General features: G+C 67.2%; 16 protein-coding genes and 1 pseudogene. 10 read left to right on the plus strand and 7 right to left on the minus strand.

Annotated elements, in window-relative coordinates; translation table 11 throughout:
• Positions 1 to 19: 19 nt before the first annotated feature.
• Positions 20 to 976, minus strand: a pseudogene (locus ABH935_RS28325) (IS701 family transposase).
• A gap of 430 nt (positions 977 to 1,406) precedes the next feature.
• On the opposite strand from ABH935_RS28325, the gene ABH935_RS28330 reads away from it, so the two are divergent.
• The gene (locus ABH935_RS28330) at positions 1,407 to 1,661 is read left to right on the plus strand and encodes a hypothetical protein (protein WP_370380978.1); all 255 of its coding nucleotides are present in this window, start codon (positions 1,407 to 1,409) and stop codon (positions 1,659 to 1,661) included.
• A 12-nt stretch (positions 1,662 to 1,673) separates the two neighbouring features.
• Here the strand turns inward: ABH935_RS28330 and ABH935_RS28335 are convergent, their stop codons facing one another.
• Positions 1,674 to 2,405 (minus strand): hypothetical protein, encoded by a 732-nt coding sequence (locus ABH935_RS28335; protein ID WP_370380979.1) that lies wholly within the window; start codon positions 2,403 to 2,405, stop codon positions 1,674 to 1,676.
• 105 nt (positions 2,406 to 2,510) lie between these two features.
• Here ABH935_RS28335 and ABH935_RS28340 point away from each other — a divergent pair, with 105 nt between their 5' ends.
• The 5 genes from ABH935_RS28340 (at position 2,511) to ABH935_RS28360 (ending at position 5,842) form a co-directional block, all read left to right on the plus strand.
• The gene (locus ABH935_RS28340; RefSeq protein WP_370380980.1) at positions 2,511 to 3,185 is read left to right on the plus strand and encodes an alpha/beta fold hydrolase; all 675 of its coding nucleotides are present in this window, start codon (positions 2,511 to 2,513) and stop codon (positions 3,183 to 3,185) included.
• Positions 3,142 to 3,567 carry a hypothetical protein gene (locus ABH935_RS28345; protein WP_370380981.1) on the plus strand — a complete coding sequence of 142 codons (426 nt, stop codon included), beginning with the start codon at positions 3,142 to 3,144 and terminating at the stop codon, positions 3,565 to 3,567. Before ABH935_RS28340 ends, ABH935_RS28345 begins: the two co-directional genes overlap by 44 nt.
• Positions 3,564 to 4,121, plus strand: a complete 558-nt coding sequence (locus ABH935_RS28350) for a carbonic anhydrase (protein WP_370380982.1) — start codon at positions 3,564 to 3,566, stop codon at positions 4,119 to 4,121. Before ABH935_RS28345 ends, ABH935_RS28350 begins: the two co-directional genes overlap by 4 nt.
• Positions 4,122 to 4,151: 30 nt before the next feature.
• A complete protein-coding gene (locus ABH935_RS28355; protein WP_370380983.1) occupies positions 4,152 to 4,916 on the plus strand; it encodes a helix-turn-helix domain-containing protein in 765 nt (254 codons plus the stop codon).
• Positions 4,917 to 5,116: 200 nt separating this feature from the next.
• Positions 5,117 to 5,842 (plus strand): MBL fold metallo-hydrolase, encoded by a 726-nt coding sequence (locus tag ABH935_RS28360; protein WP_370380984.1) that lies wholly within the window; start codon positions 5,117 to 5,119, stop codon positions 5,840 to 5,842.
• A 630-nt stretch (positions 5,843 to 6,472) separates the two neighbouring features.
• On the opposite strand, the gene ABH935_RS28365 is transcribed toward ABH935_RS28360, so the two are convergent.
• Together ABH935_RS28365 and ABH935_RS28370 are read right to left on the minus strand one after the other, a co-directional pair.
• Entirely contained in the window at positions 6,473 to 8,041 is a 1,569-nt protein-coding gene (locus ABH935_RS28365; RefSeq protein ID WP_370380985.1) for a tyrosine-type recombinase/integrase, read from the minus strand.
• A gap of 59 nt (positions 8,042 to 8,100) precedes the next feature.
• Positions 8,101 to 8,535 (minus strand): helix-turn-helix domain-containing protein, encoded by a 435-nt coding sequence (locus ABH935_RS28370; RefSeq protein ID WP_370380987.1) that lies wholly within the window; start codon positions 8,533 to 8,535, stop codon positions 8,101 to 8,103.
• Between the two features lie 390 nt (positions 8,536 to 8,925).
• Between ABH935_RS28370 and ABH935_RS28375 the strand changes: the two genes are divergently transcribed.
• Positions 8,926 to 13,383, plus strand: a complete 4,458-nt coding sequence (locus ABH935_RS28375; RefSeq protein WP_370380988.1) for a hypothetical protein — start codon at positions 8,926 to 8,928, stop codon at positions 13,381 to 13,383.
• Positions 13,384 to 13,396: 13 nt separating this feature from the next.
• On the opposite strand, the gene ABH935_RS28380 is transcribed toward ABH935_RS28375, so the two are convergent.
• The 3 genes from ABH935_RS28380 to ABH935_RS28390 all read right to left on the minus strand — a co-directional run bounded on the left by ABH935_RS28380 (position 13,397) and on the right by ABH935_RS28390 (position 16,926).
• Entirely contained in the window at positions 13,397 to 14,251 is an 855-nt protein-coding gene (locus ABH935_RS28380; RefSeq protein WP_370380989.1) for a hypothetical protein, read from the minus strand.
• 688 nt (positions 14,252 to 14,939) lie between these two features.
• Positions 14,940 to 16,556 carry a tyrosine-type recombinase/integrase gene (locus tag ABH935_RS28385; RefSeq protein WP_370380990.1) on the minus strand — a complete coding sequence of 539 codons (1,617 nt, stop codon included), beginning with the start codon at positions 16,554 to 16,556 and terminating at the stop codon, positions 14,940 to 14,942.
• Between the two features lie 52 nt (positions 16,557 to 16,608).
• Entirely contained in the window at positions 16,609 to 16,926 is a 318-nt protein-coding gene (locus tag ABH935_RS28390; RefSeq protein ID WP_370381114.1) for a helix-turn-helix domain-containing protein, read from the minus strand.
• Positions 16,927 to 17,484: 558 nt separating this feature from the next.
• On the opposite strand from ABH935_RS28390, the gene ABH935_RS28395 reads away from it, so the two are divergent.
• The 3 genes from ABH935_RS28395 (at position 17,485) to ABH935_RS28405 (ending at position 21,662) form a co-directional block, all read left to right on the plus strand.
• Complete coding sequence (locus tag ABH935_RS28395; protein WP_370380991.1) at positions 17,485 to 18,099, plus strand: substrate-binding domain-containing protein; 615 nt, start codon at positions 17,485 to 17,487, stop codon at positions 18,097 to 18,099.
• 305 nt (positions 18,100 to 18,404) lie between these two features.
• Positions 18,405 to 20,603 carry a tetratricopeptide repeat protein gene (locus ABH935_RS28400; RefSeq protein WP_370380992.1) on the plus strand — a complete coding sequence of 733 codons (2,199 nt, stop codon included), beginning with the start codon at positions 18,405 to 18,407 and terminating at the stop codon, positions 20,601 to 20,603.
• A gap of 540 nt (positions 20,604 to 21,143) precedes the next feature.
• Positions 21,144 to 21,662, plus strand: coding sequence for a helix-turn-helix domain-containing protein (locus ABH935_RS28405; RefSeq protein WP_370381115.1), 519 nt, complete (start codon positions 21,144 to 21,146; stop codon positions 21,660 to 21,662).
• The last annotated feature ends 52 nt before the right edge of the window (positions 21,663 to 21,714 follow it).

Here is a 21,714-nt window from a genome sequence, read left to right on the forward strand (position 1 = left end):
CGATAGTCGTTCGCGCCTGTCACGTCCAGCATGATTCTCGCCGCTGGCAGTGGCAGTGTTTCGCACCGAGTTGGTGTCGGCGTCGGCATGCCGACCAGGACCAGCGGTGATCGGGCCGGTGCGGGATCGTGAATGTGAGCGTGGCCAGCAGGTGCCTGATCTCGTTGCGGGTGAATGGGATCAGGCTGCTGGCGGTCTGAGGTCCGGGCTGCTGGGCGGTGGTGATGGTGAGGAAGGCGTGGGCGAGCATCGCCAGCACGGTCCATCGGTACCAGGAGGTGTAGCGGCGGACCTGGTGCTCATCCCGCCCGGCCAGGGCCTTGCCGGACTGGAATGCCTCGGGGAGGGCCGCAGCCAGCACGTCGGCACGGATCGAGGCCGGGCCGATGCGCAGCCGCAACGACCGTGGGACGGCCAGGACGTAGCCGATGCCCACACCTTCCAGCCCCGCACGCAAATCCGGGTCGTTGCCGTAGACCTCATCGCCGGCCACCCAGCTCGGCCGGATCCCCGCTGCCACCGTCCGAGTCACGATCCCGAGGGCCAGGGCCGGTTTGGTGGCGAACTCCAACTGCTCAGGCAGCCCGGCCGCCGCGCACCGCTCCCGGAGCCTCGGTCCACGCTCGGGGGACATACAACTCACGGTCGATGAACGCCGCCCCGCACGCCGTGGCCCAGTCTGCGTAGACCGCGATCTGAGTGTTCTCGATCCGGCCGGCGGTGCCGGAGTACTGCCGCTGGACCCGACGGTCTCCGTGCCCTTCTTCACGTCGCCGGTCTCATCCAGCACCAGTACCGCCTCCCGGGTCCCGAGCCGCTCGGCCACATGCTCACGCAGGTCGTCGCGCACGCCGTCGTGATCCCACCGCGCCCGAGACAGCAGATTCTGGAACGCTCCGGGCGTGGCATACCCGGCGTGCTCGGCCAGCGTCCAGCAGTTCACCCGCGGCAGCCCAGCAATCAAAGCCCTGAGCATCGCCGTCGCGTGGCGCCGCGGTTCCGCCCGCCCGAATCTGCCCGCTATCCGACCTGTGAGCAGGGCCAACCCCGCCTCGCAGGCGGCAAAGTCTAAACCCGGTACAGCAGCCGCCTTCTCGTCAGTTGTCTTCACACCACACGATGATTGACGGCGGCTGTCCCGTCTCTCCAACCACCTCAGCCTCACGCGTCACGAACGACTACTGGAGTACTAGACGGACCAGACCCGCCCACGCCGCGATAGCGGGCAGGAGCACCCGACCGGCTAGATCTATCGGCTTCCCGCTCCATCGTCATACGCCTCGGGCGATCCACCAGGTCTGCGAGCTCTCGGACCAAAGTCTCGGCATCGTCTGTCGGCGGCTGGACGTAGCCGGGGTAGCACCTGCAACGATCAGGGCAATTGCCGGCTGCAGGAAGGTGCGCTCATGAGGACCCTGATGCCCGTGGTCGGGCTTGTGTTCGGACTGATAGCGGTCGCCTATGGGGTTTTGCTGTGGCTGAACACCGGCGGCTTCGGCGACAAGATGGCGGGCTTTTCGAACAACATAATGAGAAGCCTGATCGGCACCGAGATGCCGAACACGCGAGGTCGCCGCCGCTTCAACGCTGCATGCGCGATCCTCGGCGGAGGCTTCCTCGTTGTGGGCTCCTGCTTCCTGCTCGCCCTTCCTTGGCGTTGATCCCTCAGCCGATCACAGGCTCCGATGCCTGCGCCGGTGGATCAAAAGGCCCCCAAGTGAACGCGGGCAGCCATGGCGTCGCCGGAACGGTCCAGGCCAACTCGGAAATCTGCTCGTGGGTACGTCGCCCGGCGAGTGACCGATAGAGGTCGAGCCGATGCGCGCGCACGGCGCCGGCCTCCTCCCCCGAGCCGGCCACCCACTGGGCATCCTGCGCCTCAAGGCGCAGGCCGGCATGCCGCGCGCGGCGATCGAAGCCGAAAAGCCCCCGAGGACGACGCCCCACGCGATGCGAAACCCAGGATGCTGCTCGTCGGGCAGCGGCGCGCCAACGGTCCGCCGAAGGTCGAGTTCGTGGGTGAACATGTCCATCACCCAGATGCGGTGGCGGAACTCGTTCTCGGCCAGCGATCGCTCGGCCCGCGGCCCGGTCCACGCCCACTCGTCGAGCAGTTCGCCGACGCCGAGTTCCTCGATGGGGTGCAGCGGCTTCGCGCCGTCGCCCTCGTCGGAAAGCTCAGGCCGGCAGTGACCCACCACATGTGCGAGCAGATCTCGCACGGTCCACGCCGGACAAGCGGGAACGGGACTGCCCGCAAGTCCGGGATGCGCTTCGATCAAACGGGTCATGTTCTCGCGACTGGCGTGGAACGCGACCTGAACAAGCGTCCAGCCAGCCATCGCCTCGAGCTGCTCGTCCTGCCAACCACCGATGGTCATGGCCAGCCTTTCGATGCGGGTCACGATCGTGGACAGTGTACACAAAGCTGACCCCGCCGGGCTCCAAGTGGACACCGTCCACTAACCCGGGTTAGAGTGTGGACAGCGTCCACATTCCAGGAGGCTTTCATGGATGCCGACGACAAGACACCCCCTGTGACCGCGGCAGAGTGGTTCGCAGGTGGGCAGCGGATCTGGTACAGCCCAACGCCCGCGCGGGTGCTGTCCGAGCGTGACGCCGCCGAAGACCCCAACGCCCTGCAAGTCTTCGAGCGTGTGCACTCTCCCGCGCAGGGCGAGGACGCCGTATGGCTCACGATGCTGCCCGGATTCCCCGACGGTTCCTACGGCTGGGCGCAGGTCGACAGGCTGCTCTCCGATGATCTCAGTCCACGGCTATACGTAGAGCCCGTCGGGCAAGGCGATTCCGACAAGCCCAAGGGCTACAAGTACTCGACCCTGGAACGTGCCGATCTGATCGAAGCGCTGTGGAAGCACCACGGCGTGCACCGGACCGCCGTCGTCACCTTCGACTACACCTCGCTGGGACTGCTGGAGTTGCTCCAACGTCAGGTCGAGCGAAACGCGTCCCCCGACAGTTCGGCGACCACGATATCGGCCGTGTTCATGATGAATGGTGGTCTGTTCTACGACGCGCACAGCCACCCGTGGCAGAGCACACCATTGTTGAGATCGCCGCTGGGAGCCCTCGGCGTGCGGGGGGGGGCAACGCTCGCCCGCGGTATTCGCCCGCGCATGGATGCAGGCACGCATCTACTCCCGCGTCTACCGCCCGACCGATAGTGAGCTTCACGAGCTGTGGTCGGCGATCACCAGGCACCAGGGGGCGCGGTTCGCCCATGAGGGCGCGGGCTTCGTCCACGAGCACAGCCGTCACCGGCAGCGGTGGGATCTCGCCACAATCAACCAGCAGCTGGATGGGTCCGTCGCCGTATATATCGGCGGCAGCAGCGAGGACGCCTACGAGAAGCGGCAGATCCCCGCAGCGCGGGAACGAGTGCCCGACGCCAAGATCCTCACCTTCCCCGGCGGCCATCTCACCACCAGCGAACATCCCGAGCTCCTAGCCGCAGCCATCCAGGACATCGCCACCAGTCACGGGGTGGGGGCCCAGCCTGAATCGCCGACGCAGCGATTCACCGAATCCGGAAGGTATCCATCATGAGCACCACGAAAATGGCTCCCCTGCTCGAGAAGAACGAGCAGTTCGTCCAGGCGTACACGCCAGTGCCCCTCGGGCTGCCCACCGCACAGGTCATCGTCCTCACCTGCGTGGACCACAGGATCGACCCGGCACTCGCCCTGGGACTCGGGCCCGGCGACGCTCCCGTCATCCGCAACGCCGGCGGGCGTGTCACCCAGACCGTCATCAACGACATCGCCTACCTGGCATTCCTGGCCGAGCAACTGGCCGGCCCAGCCGAGTCGCTCTTCGAGGTCGCGATCATCCACCACACGCAGTGTGGAACCGGGTTCCTCGCCGACGCCGACTTCCGACGCCAGGCCGCCGAGGGCACCGGCATCCCCGAGGCAACGTTGGCGGGCTCTGTCGTCACGGACCCGCACGACAGCGTCGCGGCCGACGTCGAGCACCTGCTCACGTCCCGGTTCCTCTCGCCCAAGGTGAGCGTCTCCGGCCACGTCCTCGACATGGAGACCGGCCGCATCGCCATGACGCACGAGGCCCGCTACCCCAGCCCCGACAAGGCGAAGTCGTGATGGCCTGGCCGGGCCAACAGGAGATGACGCATGCCTCGCTGGAAGCCTTTGCGCGACGGACTCGACCCGCTGGTGGTCCGGCTCGTCGTCGAACTTCGGAAGATGAAGGACGACAGCGATCTGAGTCTTTCCCAGCTGGCGACGAAGACGAGTCGAAGCGCGTCCTCCTGGGAACGGTATTTGGACGGCCGGGCTCTGCCACCGTATGAAGCCGTCGAGTCGTTGGCCGGGTTGGCCGGGTTGGGCGTCGCGGACCGGGCAAGCATCGCGGCCCTGTACCGTGCTGCGACACAGGTATGGCGGCGTACTACTGCCGCGCACGACGGAAGACCGCCTGACGCGCCGCCACAAGCGGTGGGTTCCACGTGGGCTCTCGCGGCCGAGCTTCGCGCCCTTCGCGTGCGCACCGGATCCAGCGTGGTGAAGGTGAAGCTCGCCGAAGCCACCCGGTACAGCAAGTCTTCCTGGGGACGATGGCTGAACGGCGAGGCACTACCGCCGTGGCGTGCTGTGCGAGCCCTCTGCGAGCTGGCCGGGGAACCCGAGGTCGCCCTGCGCGCGGTGTGGGAACTGGCCGACGCTGAATGGAGCAGACGTGGGGTCGTCGCGGCACAGGCTCCCCTGTTCGCGACTGTCGCGGCGCCAGACGCACCGCCTGAATGTGCAGTGAGGCCCCAGACCACTACGCCTGCCCGATCAAGACCGATCGGCGTCATCGGGCTTGCCTTCGTCATCGGCATGATGCTCGGGGGTACGGTACTCAGCGTTTTACTCACCTATTCGCCGGTACGTTAGAAGTCGATGTTCGCTGCGTCGGCAAACCGACCGGCGAAAACCTGGCCGTGTTCCCGGCCGACCCTCACATCGGCGGATCATCCGGCCAGGTCGAGAGCGCTGCCAGATCAGAATCTCGGCACTTGCGTTCCACCCATCGACATGGCCTTACATCCGGCTCAGGATGAGACGCCAACCCGATCCGAGCACCGGAGACAACGATGAGCAAGGAAGCCGCGATCAGGATCGCGCCGAACGTCTGGCGGATCCCCGCCGCCCGCTTCGACTTCGTCAACATCTACGCGCTGGTCGACGACGACGGGCAGGTGACACTGGTCGACACCGGCTTCAAGAGCGGTCCGGCCAAGGCCGCCGCGGGCCTGGCCGCGATGGGCAAAACTGTCGGCGACGTCACCCGCATCGTTCTCACCCACGCACACAGCGACCACGCCGGCGGCGCGGCCACACTCGCCGAGCAGGCGAACGCCCCGGTGGCGATCAGTGCGATCGACGCACCGTTCGCGCGCATCGGCCAGGCCCCGCCCCGGGACCAGTCGACCTTCCTGGGCCGCCGGGTGGGAAAGTTGAGCGCACCGGGCAAGGACTTCCCCGCGATCGTCATCGGCGAGGAGTTCGAGGAGGGCGACATCCTGCCGGTGGCGGGCGGTCTCCGCGTCCACCACACGCCCGGCCACACGCCTGGGCACGTCGCTCTGATGCACGAATCGAGCGGAACGCTGATCACCGGCGACTCGATCTGGAACGTTCGGAAGCTAGGGTTCGGCGTCAAGGCGTTCTGCACCGACATCAAGCTGAATCGTCAGACCTCGCACATCCTCGGCGAGCTGGAGTACCAGGTGGCCGCGTTCACCCACGGCCCGCACGTCGCGGAGCAGGCTCGCGAGAAGGTGCGGAGCTTCCTGCGAGACGCCGCGAAGAAGAAGTGACGGGTCCGTGCAGAGTGTCTCGTGAGCGACAGTCGCCGCAGTCTCGTGAGGACGCGACTACCCCGTGGTCACAGCGATCACAATCAGGCCGGGCGCGATCCCAGCAAACAGATCCGAGCCCCCTTGGGCAGCGGATCACAAATCCACTGCCCAAGGGTTCCGTCCGCCCTGGACCACCCTGGACCACCCGGATCCGGCTACCAACGAGGCTGCCGCTGCCTCTACCAGCGGACTTCGGAGATTCTCCTCTTAATCCGCGGGTTCGGGGTTCAAGTCCCTGGCGGCGCACCCGTAGTCAAACCCCTGGCAGCGTAGCTGACCAGGGGTTTTGTGTTTTCAACCTCCGATTGGTTGAACCTCTTGACGCCCCGTCAGCCCAGATGGTCCAGGCGTGGTCCAGGGTGCGTTCCGACTGCGTTCCAGAACTCGATGCCCGAACCCTGACCTCCTTGAGGGCTCCAGTGGATTTTCGGCTCGCAGGATCGGGACATCCGGGCTCTGCGAGTTCGAAGGTCCATGGCATGGCGGGGGGGTTGTACCCCTACTGACCTGTGAAAGTGTCCGGCAGCACAGCGAGATGGCCAGGACACAAAAGGTCCGCTGCTGTGGTCGATGCGACCTCCGGCCTGTTCAACCCGCCGTGTCGAGGGTCGTCGCCGTCCGTCTGCTCGGCTTGGGTGGTGCGGCTGTCGCGCGAGCGCCGTTGATTGCGGCGGCGATGGCCGCAGCTGCGGCGTGTTTCAGCTCGTCGTACACCGAGGTGTAGATGTCCCGGGTGATCGCTGTGCCTGAGTGGCCGAGCATGTCCGAGACGACCTTCAGGTCCACCCCGGCGGCCAGCGCCAACGAGGCGGCACCGTGTCTCAGGTCATGCAGACGGACAGGCGGCAGCCCGGCCTCCCGGGCCAGCTGCTTGAACTGCGCGGTGACCTTGGCCGGGTGCAGCCCTTCGCCGTCGGCCGTAGTGAACACCAGCCCGGTCTCGACCCACGCCGACCTGGCGCGCTCGCGTGCGTCCTGCTGCCAGTCCCGCTGCGCACGGAGCGCCTCGGCGACCTGATCGGCAAGGCCCACGTCACGTTCGCTGGCGTCGGATTTCAGGTCGGTCTCCAGCACCTCCCAGCCGTTCTGTACCCGCTGCTTGGTCGGGGAGATCATCCGGGCGTCCAGATCGACATCGATCCAGCGCAGCCCGCATGCCTCACCTCGGCGCAGGCCGGTACAGGCCACCAGCAGGTACAGCGCGTACCACTCATGGCGGGCGGCCCGGTCCAGGAACTGGCAGGTCTGCTCGGCCGTCCACACCATCACCGGCGACGGCTTGTTCCCGGTGGCCTGCCAGTACGCCACTCGCTCGGGCGTCCACACCAATCCCTTTGGCGACCGTCCCGAGCCGATCTCGGCCAGCGCCGCCACGTTGATCGTGACCAGCTGCTGGGCGCAGGCTGCTGACAGAGCCGAGCGCAGCGCAGACCGGAGCCGGAACCGGGTCGCCGCATGACACGGCAGCCGGAACGCTGGCAACGCGGCCAACCGGTCCTTCGCCTGGCGCCACGCCGCACGATCCCCACTGGCCCACGCCGCTTTCCGGGCCGCATCCGCCTCACGGCGCGCGACGTTGTTCGCCTCCGCCGCCGCAGCCTCCTGGGCGATCGCGTCGAACATCGCCGTCACATGCGCCACCCGAAGCCGGTCCAGGGGGATCCGGCCCAGGTGCGGGATCAGATAAGTCCGCACCTGCGAGGCGTACATCCGCCGTGTGGACACGCTCAGCGCGGTCTTTCCAGCCAGCCGTTCGGTCAGCCACTGCCCCACCGTCAGATGCTCGGTCACCGGTGCACCGGTCAGCACAGCCCGGCGCATCGCCTCGAACTCCGGCAGCCCCAGACCCGCCTTGTGATCGGCCCGGACCCGGGCGGCTATCTGCACCCTGAGCTCGGCCACCGCCCGCGGGTCGTCGCCGAGTTCATCGGCAATCCCCAACAGGCGCTGCACCGCAGCAAGCTGGTCCTCAGCCTCCACGCGAGTGGCCAGGCTGCCGAAAGAGACCACGACCCGGGCGCCGGCGGCATCGGCGTGGTCGTACTGGAAATACCAGGTGCCGTGCCGCGGATTCCAGCCCGCACCGCGGCATAACTTCGGGCACTTCACACCCAGACGCCGCACCACTGGCTTCCCGGCGGCATCCACCATCGGCATGCCGTCCGGGCTGAGGACCGGCTCCCGGCAACCACACTTCTTGAATACCGAACCCGCGCTCACGCTCGATCACCCCTGCGCCTGCGCGCGCCGGCACCGCCTCCTCGCTGGCGCGCGATCACCACGTGATGATCCGCCCGCCACCTGTGATCTCCCCCGGGCCTGCCGTCTACAGTCGGCGCAGACTGGGCGGGAAGTCCCAACACCGCCAGCAGATCGGCCGTCGGCACCTTCCACTGACACCCCACCCGCAGCACGCGACACGGAAACTTCCCCGCCGCAGCCAGCCGATACGCCACCGTCCGCCCGATCCCCAACAACCGCCCCGCCGACGGCACATCCAACACCGCAGGCAGACCACCGGCCTCCGGCAACGCGGGACTCCCAAGAGCCAGCGCGGACCCTCGCGCCTCCGCCGAATCCGTCCTCACCATCGCGATCACCCACTCTCCACCCCGAGGTTGATCCCGCATCCGAAGACCCCGCTGAACCATGCATCAGAATCGGCCCCAGAACTGCCGAAACTCTGTCCAAGAGTTGACTTGATAGTGCCTCGACGAGTTCTCGGTCAAGCCTTCGAATGCCACACCCTTAGTCACCTGGGTGGCGCAGCCACCTGACCGGGAGGAGACCCTCACATCGACAGTGCTGGTGGCCCCTGCGCCGGCACCAGAATCCCCAAAGCCTTCGTCGCCTCCATCATCACCAGCCCTCACGGCATTCCTTCGACGGTGAACCGGGCCAGATGGAACCGTCACAATCACTGCTCGGCTCGTGGTCCTTACTGGACGGCGGACGCATCGAAGCGGTGGCAGTGGAGGGGAGCTTTGCAGAGAATTGATTTCCCGGCGAGCCGAGGCCGCCGACGACGGAAGGGGAAATAGGTGACTCCGCGATCGCGGCGCGCGCTGTGCATCGGCATCTGCGACTTCGGGCCGCACGAGGCCGAGCCGGCCACGGACGCGCCAGCCACGCTGTCCTTCGCGGTGGACCGGGCCGACCAGGTGCGGCGCTCGCTGGATCTGTTCGGCTACCGCGGCACCCGCGCCGACGGCAAGGAATTGCCCACCACCGAGCGGCTGGGGCGGGCCGTGACGGACGAGCTGAAACAGCATGGGGGTGGCGACGTCGTGGTGATCCACGTGCTCAGCCACGGGGTGTTGGGCCTGAGCGGGCTGTACGTGGTGGGCGCGGACGGTCAGAACACTGATGTCCAGGACTGGTTGAAGTTTTTGGACGACTTCCCCGACCTCCGCCCGAGCCGACCCACCACCCTGTTCCTCCTCGACACCTGTCACGCCGGCGCTGCCGCCCGCCTGGACTGGCTCCGGGCCGCCGAGCACAACAGCCGGGCTTGGGTGATCGCGGCCACCTCCGGCGCGGACCTCGCCTACGACGGCGTCTTCAGTCGCGCGGTCGCTGAGGTCCTGACGGACATCGCCTCCGGAGCCATCGACCTCTATCCGAGCGAATACGTGCGTTTCAGCGACCTCGTCGAGCAGATCCGCACCCGCGTCGCACAGCTCGGCGGGCGCCGGCAGGACGTCACCGGAACCCCGGTGGACGGCAACGCGGCACCGCCGTTCGTGCCGAACCCGCGCAAGCCTCGCGACGCCCGACTCGCCCGAACAGTCCGGGACAGCGATGAGACGCTGCGGCCGTTCCTGGACCTGGACCACATCGTGGACGTCGTGCACTTCGCCGACCGGGCCGCAGGCCGGATGCTCGGCCCTGGCATGTTGCGCGGGCGCGTCCAGGGCTGCTTCACCGGGCGCACGGAGCAGCTCACTGACATCTCCCGATGGTTGGCGGACGGGACCGAGCCGCTGCGCGTCGTCACCGGCGGGGCGGGGTCGGGAAAGTCGGCGGTTCTGGGGGTCGTGGTGTGCGCGGCGCATCCCGGGCTGCGGGAGGCAACGACGCGCCTATGGGACACGGTGCCGGCCGAGGCCCTGCCCGCGCCGGTCACGCGGCTGGCTGCCGTGCACCTGCGGGAGCGTGATCTGGGCGAGGCGTTGCTCGGATTGAGTCGCCAGCTGGGATTGGCCGGCCGGCCCGGAATCGGCGAGCCAGCCGGCGACAGCGGGCCCGCCGCCGATATCGACGCCTTCACCGCCGCCGTGATCACCGCGATCTCCGCCCTGCCGGACCCCCCGGTCGTGGTCCTCGACGCCCTCGACGAGGCGATCGGCCAGCAGGCCATCGTCGACCGCCTGCTGCTGCCGCTGGCCCGGTCCACCCGCACGGACGGCAGGCCGGCCTGCCGGCTGCTGGTCGGCACCCGCCCCTGGGACCAGTTCCTGCCCCTGCTGAACCTGGCCCGCCGCCGCGGCCGCCTCGTCGACCTCGACGACCTGCCCGCCGAGGTCCTGAGGGGGGACGTGGCCGCGTACGTCGTCGATCTCCTCGCCGTGGACTCGGCCTTCGACCTCGGCGCGCGCCGCCGGATCGGCCGCGGGGTCGCCCAGGCGCTCACCGACCCCGGCCGCGAGCGGGGCGGCGAGTTCCTGGCGGCCTCGTTGTACGCCAACTGGCTCCGGGACGCTCACCCGCAGGGTGCTGATTCCCAGGCCGTCGACACCCTGCTGGCCCGGGTCCCGACCGCGATCCCGGACCTGCTTGACCTCGACCTGTCCACGGAACGCGCGGCGGCGACCGAGACGGACCGGACTGCGGCGGGCTGGCTCCGCCCCGTCCTGGCGGCGATCGCCGCCACCCACGGCGAGGGGATGCCGGCGACGGTGATCCGCCGCCTGGCACCGGTGCTGCGCGCCGCCTCGGAAGAGTCGATCAGCGACGACGATGACTCAGAACTCTCCCCCGACCTGTTGAGTCGTGTCATCACCCGCATCCGGTTCTATCTGCGCTCGAGCCCTGACATCGATGGCACCACGCTCTACCGGATCTTCCATCAGGGCCTCGTAGACCACCTCCAGCCCGATGACAGCCTCCTGAGTCCGCTCTACGACGCGCTGGTCCGGCCGACCAGTGAGGCGCCGGCCGGCCGCCGGGATTTCGACCGCGCCGAGCCGTACGCCGCCCGGCACTGGGACGAACACGCCGTCAACGCCGGTCGGCTGGACGAGCTGCTGGAGGTGGACCCCGACGTCATGCGCACGCTGTGCAACACGGCCCGGTCACGGCCGGGGCGACTCGCGGCGGCGATCTGGCGGCTGTCGGACCGCGTCACGCCTCTCCCCACGGCCACGCGCACGGAGCTGCTCACGATCGACGCCTTGCGGTATGGCGCTCCAAAAATCGCGGCGCGGGTCTGGGCCCGGCGCCCGGCGCGTCCGGGAAGGACGAGAGCCGTCGGCAACGGTCCGGCGCAGCCCTACAACGACCCGGCGAGATCCGATGAACAGCCGGCGTGGGGCGATGACAGCCCGGTGTGGCCCTTCGAGCTGACGCCGGTCTGGTCCACCGGCAGCGAGCTGCCCAGCCCGGAGCAGCTCGCGATGTTCGTCGGGTACTACGACTGGATCAACGCGGTGGCGTGCACGGTCCTGGACGGCCGTCCGATCGCGGTGACCGGCGGTGGCAACCGGACCGTCCGGGTCTGGGACCTGGCCACCGGGCGGCCGGTCGGCGATCCCATGAAAGGCCACACGAAGTGGATCAACGCGGTGGCCTGCACCGTGCTGGACGGCCGCCCGATCGCGGTGACCGGCAGCGACGACAAGACGGTCCGGATCTGGGACCTGGACACCAGGCGGCAGATCGGCCGGCCCATGGTCGGCCACGTCGACTGGATCAACGCGGTGGCGTGCACGGTCCTGGACGGCCGCCCGATCGCGGTGACCGGCGGTAACGACAAGACGATCCGGGTTTGGGACCTGGCGACCTGTCAGCCGATCGGTGGGCCCATGACCGGCCACCAGACGCGGATCACGGCGTTGGCGTGTACCTTCGTGGACGGACGGCCTATCGCGGTCAGCAACGGAAACGACGCCGAGGTGCTGACCTGGGATCTCGCCGCACGTCGGCAGTTCGGTGAACCGCTGGTGTCGGGCTACCCCGGAATAGACGCCGTCGACTGCGCGACGATATCAGGGGTTCCCAGCGTTGTCGCCGCGGGGCGCATGCTTCGCCGCTACGCGCTTTCCTCAGCAGAACATGTCGTGAGCACGGTGAGTAATCAGGACATCGGTGCCCGAGCACTCGTCTGCGCCGTCTTGAACGGACGTCCGGTCGCCATCGTCGGCGGGGAACGCACCATCGAAGTCTTCGACCTCGTTACCGGCGCACAGGTACGAGGCCCGTTCAGCGGTCACACGCAAGCGGTGCGAGCCGTCGCTCACGTGAGTCTCCGTGACCGGCCCGTCGCCGTCTCAGTGGGCGACGACAACAGCGTCCGGACATGGGATCTCGCGCCGGTGGAGCAGATCGGCGCGCCGATCGTCGGTCACCGCTTTCCCATCAAAGCCCTCGAATATGCCGTCCTGGAAGGACGACGTGTGGCGATGACATTGGGTGCACGAGGCAGGCCTCGCGCCTGGGACCTGGCGAGCGGACGACAGGTGACCGAGTTCCTTCCCGAAATTCCACAAGGCACTTCCGGCGAGAAAGTAATTGACGGCCTGACTGTCGGAGACCGGCTGGTGATCGTCTTCGCGTCGGAGCCCGACACACTTCAGGTCGCGGGCTTCAGTGGCAAGACGATCGAGTTCAGGGCCGACACTCGATTCGGCATTGTGAGCACTGTCGCGGTCGGCGCGACACGCGGCCGCACCATTATCATCGTCGCCAGCAGTGCCTACTCCTCAGATCCGCAGCCGACGCACGTTCTTCAAGCGTGGGATATGTCATCACAACGTAGCCTGTGGACTTGCGACCCACAGGACCCGGTGACCGCGATGACGTGCGGCACTGTGCACGGCGAGGCTGTGGTGATCACATGTAGCCCACTGCATGGCATTCGTACCTGGAGCATCGAGTCCGGCGACGAGATCGGGCAGTCATTCACCGGCAGGCTCGGCGAGATGTCGAGGATCGAGTTCGTCTCGCTTCACGATCGAGAGACAGTGGTCACAGTCGCTGGTGGCGAACGCAGCGCACGGGTATGGGATCTCTCCACGCGAACCATCCACAGCGAACCACTCATCGGGCACACAAGTCCGATCACGGCGCTCAAGTGCGCAGTCATTGCCGACCGCACCATCGCGATCACCGGCAGCGACGACCAGACGGTCCGGATCTGGGACCTGGCCACGTACCGCGAACTGTCCCAGATGCACTTCCCCGACGGAATCGGGGCCCTGTCCGTCACCGACGACGGCACTGTCCTCGTCGGCTACGGCTGGGAAGTCGCCTGCCTCCGCCTCACGACGCCCACCGGGTGATTCGTCGCCGCCCTCACACCACCGAGCGCAAACTCTCCGCGACCGACTCCGCCGCCAGATACTTCGTGACCTGATGGTAGGAGAAAAGCCCGATCTGCTTGCCCGGCAAATCAGTCACGCCCTCGAAGACGCGTGCGACGCCGCCCTTCGGGACCGCGATGACATCGCCGGGATCGGCCAGGTTGACCCAGCGCCGCACCCCCGGCGGGATCCCCCGCGGGCCCGGGTGTTCCGCGAGCCGGTCGAACACGATGCCCGGCACGGCCAGCGGCGAGCCCAGTGTGATGAGCAGATCGAGCGGGGCGAGTCCGGTGGCGGCCGGAGACCACAGCGCCTCGTATGCGACCACCGAGCCGAGCGAGTGCGCGATCACCACCCGGGGCCGGGTGCGCACCAGCGCGTCGACCACCTCACCGCGCACCGACTGACGGGCCTCCGGGTCGGTGAAGTAGCGGTCGACCTCCCGGAACAGCGCGTTCGTCAAAATGGACAACGGCCGGCGGTCGAGGCCGTAGCGGCTCGCGGTCCACGACACTGCGGCGCGCGCCGGCGCCGTCAGCCAGCCCTGTGCGGTATCGTCCGGCACGCCGAGCAGCCGGGTCCAGTCGATGATCTGCTGTTGCAGCGGTTCCGGCAGCAGGGCGGGGTCCTCGTCGCCCTGCGCGGTGCTGCGGTTCAGATGATGGGCATAGTAGGCGACTTCTGTCGCGAGCGGGGGTATCTCGTCGATGGCGTTCCGGCTCAGGCCCTTGACCAGGCCGTCCTGCCACCAGCCAGCCAGCCGGGTCCCGGCCTGGTCCGGGGTCAGACCGGGCTGGTGGTTGCGTACGCCGTGAACACCAAGCACGGTCAGGGCGGACACGGTCACGAGGGCTCCTTGCGAACTTGGGGTGTCGGCGATTGGCGGGTCATCTCAGGGTACGCACGTACAGAAGGCTGGGACAGGATCGCGCACAAACCGACCTTGAGCTTGCGACTCTGAATTGATCCGAGGCATGGCCAGGCGTTCGGTCCGGCGAGACTGATAGGGCTGTCGGTCTGTGGCTGCCAGACAGCGGATTTCGGTGACGAGATCAAGGACCCGAGCGCTGACGCCTGGCGAACCGCGGAGCGTGAGGCTGAACTCCGCGGGCGACATCCCCCGCCTCACCCTGGACCACCTCCACCGCCACCCAACTCAGCTCACATAGCTCCGACCAGCGGACTTCGTGCGATCCTCTCTTAATCCGCGGGTTCGGGGTTCAAGTCCCTGGCGGCGCACCCGTAGCACACTCCAGCTCATAGCCATGAGCTGGAGTTTTGCATTTTGGATCTTGAAATGGTAGAAGCTCTTGACGGCCCATCAGGAGTGTGGAGCAGGAATGGACCAGGTTCCGCCGAGGATCAGCCGCCACCTGGGGAGTCAGAGGGCTTCGACTCGGCCCTGATTCACGCGGATTTCGGTCCGCGAGCTTCGGGCATATCGGGCGTCGAGGTCGGTGGACCAGGGAACAAGTCCAAATCACTGCCTCCGACCTGCTGTTTTCGTCTGGGCAAGGATCCCGCCCTCCTGCTGACTACGCGGCGTCCTGCTCGTCGATGTCGGGCTGCTCTGCGGGTGCTGAGCGTGCGGCGGCGAGCGCCGCGGCGACAGCGTCGACCGCTTGGCGTTTGAGTGGTGTGAACACCGAGGTGTAGATGTCCCGGGTGATCGCGGTGCTGGAGTGCCCGAGCAGTTCGGACACCACTTTCATGTCTACTCCTGCCGCAAGTGCGAGCGATGCGGCTCCGTGGCGAAGGTCGTGCAGCCGGATTGGGGGCAGACCGGCTTCCCGTGCCAGAGCGTGGAACTGGTCGCTCACCCACGCCGGATGCAGCTCGGTGCCGTCGGGGTGGGTGAGCACCAGGCCGCTGTCGACCCATGCCTTCCCAGCCGCGGCCTCGTCCGCCTCCTGTCGCTGACGGTGTTCTGCAAGTGCGGCCTGGAGCGGTCCAGCCAGTGGCACGTCCCGCTCGGAAGACTCCGATTTCGGCGCTGTGACGGCCGTTTCCCAGCCCAGTTGGATCACCTGCTGTGCCACCGTCAGGCACCGCGCCGGAAGGTCGATGTCCACCCACCGCACACCGACGACCTCGCCCCGGCGCAGCCCGGTGAACGCCACAAGCTGGAACAGTGCGCACAGCCGGTGCCGCTCGGCACGTTCCAGAAACACCGCGGTCTGCGCCGGGGTCCACACCATCACCGGCGAGGGCAATTCCCCCGTCTCGCGCCAGCGCGCCACCCGCTCATCGGTCCACACCCTTGCCCGCGGTGGACGTCCGGCTGGCATCTCGATCAGCGCCGCGACGTTCACTACGATCAGCTGCTGGGCGCAGGCTGCCGACAGCGCAGACCGCAGCGTCGCCCGGATCCTGGCCCGTGTCGCCTCCCCGCACACCGGCCGATACGGCGGCAACGTTGCCAGCTGTTGCCTGGCCTCGCGAGCCGCCTCCCACTCCTTGCAGCGCCATGCGGCCTTGGCCGCCTGCTCGGCGGCGCGACGGGCCGCGTTGTCGGATTCGGCCTGCGCCGACTGCAGCGCGATGGCATCGAACATCCGGTTCAGGTGATGGACCCGCAGCGTGTCCAGCGGGATCGAGCCCAGATGCGGGACCAGGTACTGCTCGACATGGCCCGTGTAGACACGCCGGCTGCTAGCCGCCAGGTCGGTCCTGGCAGCCAGCCACTGGGTCAGCCACTGTCCCACAGTCATGCGGTCGGCCAAGGGCTGTCCCGCCGCGATTGCGCGCCGCACTGCGTCGTAGTCCGGAAGGCGGTGTGTGTCGGCCAGGTCCCGGCGGATCCGAGCGATGATGTCCAGCTTCACCTTCTCCACGGCCTCGGCATCGTCGGGAAGCCGGTCCGCGATGGCCAGTAGATTCCGCACCGTGGCCAGCTGCTCCTCAGCTTCTAGACGCGTGGCCAGCCCGCCGTGGGCTACGACCTGCCGACCTGCCGTCGGCAACCTGAACTCCAGCTGGAAATGCCACATACCGTGCGTCGGGTTCCACCCCGCACCGCGCCGCAGCTTCGGACATGTCAAGCCGATCCGCTTCTTCCTCGGCTTCCCCGCCGCGTCCAGCGCAGGCGAACCGTCCACGTTGAACACCGGCGCCCGGCAGCCGCACTTCTTGAACACCGAACCCGCACTCATGACGATCACTCCCATCCCCAGTCCAACCCGCCGCCGCCGATTCAGAAGGCGATCACCACGTGGCGAACTGCTCCCCGCGCAGGCGACCCACTCCTCTGCCGTCCGTGGCCGGCGGCGATGCAACCGGAAGTCCCAGCACTGCCAGCAGATCGGCCGTCGGTACCTTCCACTGACGCCCGACCCGCAGCACCCGGCACGGGAACTCCCCCGTCTTTGCCAACCTGTACGCCTTCGTCCGACAGATCCCAAACAGCCGCGCCGCCGACGGCAGATCCAACACCACAGGCAGCCCACCGGCCTGGGAAAACACCGCCAGGCTCCCGAGCGACAGCCCAGAGCGCCGTACGTCCACCAACTCCGAAGTCACCATTCTGATCACCTGCTCTCGACTTCCCACGCTGCGCCGGCAACTGAAGACCTTGCTGATCACTGCGACAGAGCCACCGGTGAACAGTAGAAACTCTGTCTAAGGGTTGACTTGATAGCGCCTTGGTGATTCCTCGGTCAAGTCTTCGGAAACTGCACCGACGTTCACCTGCGCCTCCTGAGCAGCGGATTTCCGGCGCCGCTCCGATGCGACCGCGGACTGTCGATCCGCCGGCCGAGCGACCGTAGCCGTCCCGGGGTGACCGCCCGCAGTTCACCGGTTCGGCCAAGCGGGAAGCGAATTTCGCCGAGCTGACGACGCATGTCACTGGGCGGGAACATCGTCGTGCCGAACGGGTCGGGCTTCCGGGCCTCGTAGAGCATCGCCGGGGGTCGATCGGCGCCGCACCTCGGCAAGATCACGATCGCACACGTACCGACCTGTGTAGAAAGCGTGGCAAGGCCCGCCGAACATGCCTAGTCCGGGAGATCCGCGACCTCGGCAGGCATGGAGTCAGCGACGGAGGTGACCCGCGCTCGGGCGCATCGGGCAAGTGGCCTGATGTCCCTCAAGGAAAGCGCTCTCGGAACGGCTGACGCCCTCCACCACGTCGTCGCCTACGGTTTCCCCGTCGACTACCAAATGCAGCTCATCGCCGCGACAGAGAAGGTGACGTACCGACACGTCAACGATTGTGTCAGCGCGTATCTGAAGCTCTCAGACTTCAGGCTCTTCGTCAAAAGCCCGGCCGCTCGGATCCCCTCCCAGCTGAGGTACTCGGACGTCGAGGAACTGAAAGGGGTCCGCATCGAGGAGCGGCGGAATTTTACCGAATCCCGCCCAGAAACGGGAGAAGTCTCAGGCATATGTCCGCAGCGATCCGGTGCACACCGATGCGGTCCAGATGGTGCTTGCGTCGACATTACGCAGCCACTTCAGCACCGGCCCGTCATGACGCCGCGCTGCAAGGCCCGGGATGTCACCGGATACGGCGATCTGGGTGTCGCGACCCTGGCGGCCACCCCGCTGACCTCCGTTCAGCAGCCGGTGGAAGACCTGGGCCGCACTGCGGTGCAGTTGCTCATGGACGAGATCGAAGCCAGTGACGAACACGTCCACGAGAGCCGCCTCTTCGTTCCTCAGCTCGTTCGACGGGACTCGATGCGGGCGGCATGACTAGGGCGGGTGCCGGTAAAAATAAGCTCGCACCCGCTGTCGTTCGTCCCGATTATGACTAGAGTGCGGCTAAGGACGGTAATGACTGCACCTGGGCTGGGGGTACCGTGGTCGAGGAGCCACGCGGGCAGGATTTCTCGTCGCCGGGGGCGGTGTCCTCATCCCTTTCCGGTTCGGCGAGGGATGTCGTACAGGCTCGAGACGTTCACGGAGGTGTCCACTTCCACGTCCCGGAACCTCCGAAACCTGCTCCGCCTCGTCAGCTTCCGGCTGACGTCAACGGATTCATCGGGCGCGTCGACGAGTTGAGAAACCTCGAAGGGCTCGTGTCGGCCGACGGCGAGTCCAGCGGCGTCCATTTGGTGGTGATCGCCGGTACTGCGGGCGTGGGCAAGAGCGCGTTGGCCGTGCACTTCGCGCACCACTCGGTCGGCCGGTTCCCCGGTGGGCAACTGTTCGTCAACCTACGAGGCTATGACTCTGGGCCGCCGGTCGCGCCGCAAGCAGCGCTGGAACGTTTCCTGCGCGCGCTGGGCGTGCCGGCTGCGGAAATGCCGCAGGGCCTGGAGGAACGGGCCGAACTGTATCGGTCGCTGTTGGCCGGGCAGCGTGTGCTGGTGGTGGCTGACAACGCGGCGACCGTGGGACAGGTGCGCCCCCTGCTCCCCGGAGACGCCGGATGCATGGTCTTGGTGACCAGCAGAGGACGGTTGTCAGGGCTGTCGGCTCGGGATGGAGCTCGTCGGCTGACACTGGGATTGCTGCCGGTGCCGGATGCTGTGGCGTTGGTGGAGCAGGCGGTGTCCGGGAATCGGGACCACGATTCGGCCGCGGATGTCGGCGAGTTGGTCAGGTTGTGTGCACGGCTTCCGTTGGCTCTGCGGATCGCGGCAGAACGCGCCGCGGCCCGGCCGCTGATGCCATTGCCCGAACTACTCGGAGACCTCCGGGGTGAGTCGTCGCGGTGGACGGCGCTGTCGACGGAGGACGCCAGCGAATCCGACACCGTCCGCGCGGTGTTCGCCTGGTCGTACCAGGCGCTGCCTCCGGTAGCACGCAGAGTGTTCCGGATTCTCGGAGTTCATCCATCCGCGGAGTTCGGAATCGGGGCGGCTGCGGCCCTGTCGGGCGTCGAGCCTGATCGGGTGCGGGACTTTCTCGATCTGTTGGCTGGGGCGCACCTGCTGGAACAGACCGGTCCTGGCCGGTATCAGTTCCACGACTTGTTGCGGGCGTATGCCGCTGGACAGGTTCGTCAAGACGAAGCGCCGGAAGAGTGGGGCGCCGCGCTTGAGCGATGCGCTCGCTGGTATCTGGCAACGACTCAAGCCGCCGTGCGCGCCGCGCTTCCCAGTCTGGCAGCCCCGCCTCTGCCCGCGCTGTTCCTGTCCGCCGGCTCTTTCGGCTTCTCCGATTCCGACGAGGCAACGAAGTGGTACCGAGCCGAACAGCAGAACCTGCTGGCTGTCGCGCAGGCTGTGTCGGCAGCGGGGCTGTGGGATCTGGCTTGGCGCTTCCCGGTGGTGCTGCACGGCATGCACGCTGTGTATCTGCCGCTGGACGACTGGTTCGAGATGGCCGGACTCGGCGCGAAGGCGGCCGAGGCGCTGGATGACGAGACTGCTCGCGCCGCCGTTTCGGCCACTTTGGCTGATGCCTGCCGTGCGGCCGGCCGCATCGATCAAGCGATTGTCCATCACACGGCCGCGCTGGATGTCTGGGAAAGCATCGGGGACCACGCCGGGACGGTTCGCTCGGCGACGAGCCTCGGGCTGATCTTTCTGGCCCGGCACGACCTCGGCCGGGCCGACACCGCGTTCGGCCAGGCGCTGAATGCCAGCCGGGCGCTCGGCGACGAACTCGGCGCGACCGCGGCGCTGAGCGGCACGGCCCACGTCGCCTTCGAAAGCGAGCGCCTCGAGCTCGCGATGGACCTTGCCGATCAAGTGGAGACGGCCTACCTAAGCGCGGGGGCCGATCGCCGCCTGCTGGCGACTCCCCCGCTTCTCCGGGCCCGCATTCATCGCGAGAGTGGCCGACTATCGCGGGCTGCGATCGAGCTTGATGCGGCTCAGCAGATCGCTGATGAGGTTGAGCTGCCGTTGCTGCATCAGGCAGTGCTTCTGGAACGGGGGGCCCTGGAGTACACGGGTGAGCTGTACGATCAAGCTCTTGAGACGTTCAGGAAAGCCATAGCGCTCGGGCGCCCGCTTCGCCAACCCGCTCGGGAAGCGCAGGCCCACACCGGGCTAGGCCGGGCCCTGCTGGCCAAAGACCGGCCTACCGAAGCAGCGGAAGCTCTTCAACTGGCCGCGAGCACGTACTCTGAGCTGGACCAACCGTGGCGCCACGCCCAGGCTCTGGGATTGCTGGCCGACGCCCTGGACCGCCTCGGCCAGACTGAGGATGCGCGCGCCGCACGCGAGGACGGTGTGCGGCTTCTCCGCGGATTCAGCGATTCGCGTTCTGAGAAGTTGCGTCGGAGCCTGAGAGATCGGCTATAACCCGCAGTTCGCCGAGAGTCTCCGCAACTGCCGCCTTCAGCAGGATCAACAGCGCAGAGGTGCCAGCCGTCATCGCTGCTGGCGCCGCCGCATTATCGACCCAATTGTCCGTAATTGCCGGGCAGGCCTGAGCCTGTACCGGGCTGGCACTGGCGGCCTGCGCGGTCCCCGGAAGAGCACAGACCACCAACGCCGCAACGGCTGCGGCCAGTGCAAAGCGCGCCTTCTTCAACGGGTCCCTCCAAAACGATACTCATGTTGTCAGTCATTCAGACTGGCCCCGTGCACGGGAGCCTAGCAGAAGGCGAAGTTATCTGGGCAACACGCTGGCCGGGTGCCGTATTTGACCCTTTGATCTGATAAATACATGCATGTCAGGAACCTAGGTGTAGTTTTGTTGTCCGGACCTGGTTTCGCTTTCGGCTCAAACCGCGTTTGGCTTCGCACGGCAATGGGCAGCACAGCCGCCAGGTCGCCACAGCCGACCAGAACGTCGCCGAACGCCGATCAGACGTTTGCGACAGAAGCCTTGAGGTGATCATGGCGCCGCGTGCCGAGACGGACGTACACCCGGAACTCGCCCTACTCACAAACCAGTTGGCCAGGGCCCGCAGACGTCGTGGCGACCTGCCCCAGCACAGGTTGGCCGCCATGCTCGGCGTCTCCGCGAACTCGATCACCGAATGGGAGTCCGGACAGGAGTCCCTGACCGTTCGCCACCTCGTCCTGTGGGCGCGCGTTCTGAGGCTGAGACTTGTGATCGTCGATGCATTCGACGCTCAGGTCAGATATCCCCTGTCGCGCGATCCCGGTGAAGAATGGGACAGCTACGAGCTCAGAAGGCTGACCGGGACGCTCCGGGATGTCCGTAAGGGCAGTGTCCGGTCGACCCAGCTGGAAGTCGCACGGAAAGCCGGCGTCAGTCGGTCGTCGATCCTGAACTGGGAAACACTGGCAACACACCCTCGCGCCCTCGGCCTCATCCAGTGGGCCATGGCTCTGGATTGCCGGCTCCGCCTCGCCGGGCTCACGACCGTTCAGCTCACCGAATCCGACTGATTCAGGCCATTCGTCGACATATCAGCAATAGATCCTGGAAGCGGGCCGATCC

The sequence above is a fragment of the Catenulispora sp. GAS73 genome (assembly GCF_041262085.1).
In the GTDB taxonomy this organism is placed as follows: domain Bacteria; phylum Actinomycetota; class Actinomycetes; order Streptomycetales; family Catenulisporaceae; genus Catenulispora.

Bases quoted from the DNA above. Each gene is read 5' to 3' on its own strand.
- ABH935_RS28370 (WP_370380987.1), bottom strand. From the start codon at position 8,535: ATGGTTCAGCGGGGTCTTCGGATGCGGGATCAACCTCGGGGTGGAGAG.
- ABH935_RS28340 (WP_370380980.1), top strand. From the start codon at position 2,511: ATGGATGCCGACGACAAGACACCCCCTGTGACCGCGGCAGAGTGGTTC.
- ABH935_RS28355 (WP_370380983.1), top strand. From the start codon at position 4,152: ATGCCTCGCTGGAAGCCTTTGCGCGACGGACTCGACCCGCTGGTGGTC.
- ABH935_RS28350 (WP_370380982.1), top strand. From the start codon at position 3,564: ATGAGCACCACGAAAATGGCTCCCCTGCTCGAGAAGAACGAGCAGTTC.
- ABH935_RS28390 (WP_370381114.1), bottom strand. From the start codon at position 16,926: ATGGTGACTTCGGAGTTGGTGGACGTACGGCGCTCTGGGCTGTCGCTC.
- ABH935_RS28385 (WP_370380990.1), bottom strand. From the start codon at position 16,556: ATGAGTGCGGGTTCGGTGTTCAAGAAGTGCGGCTGCCGGGCGCCGGTG.
- ABH935_RS28365 (WP_370380985.1), bottom strand. From the start codon at position 8,041: ATGCCGATGGTGGATGCCGCCGGGAAGCCAGTGGTGCGGCGTCTGGGT.
- ABH935_RS28395 (WP_370380991.1), top strand. From the start codon at position 17,485: ATGTCCCTCAAGGAAAGCGCTCTCGGAACGGCTGACGCCCTCCACCAC.
- ABH935_RS28405 (WP_370381115.1), top strand. From the start codon at position 21,144: ATGGCGCCGCGTGCCGAGACGGACGTACACCCGGAACTCGCCCTACTC.
- ABH935_RS28330 (WP_370380978.1), top strand. From the start codon at position 1,407: ATGAGGACCCTGATGCCCGTGGTCGGGCTTGTGTTCGGACTGATAGCG.
- ABH935_RS28345 (WP_370380981.1), top strand. From the start codon at position 3,142: ATGCAGGCACGCATCTACTCCCGCGTCTACCGCCCGACCGATAGTGAG.
- ABH935_RS28360 (WP_370380984.1), top strand. From the start codon at position 5,117: ATGAGCAAGGAAGCCGCGATCAGGATCGCGCCGAACGTCTGGCGGATC.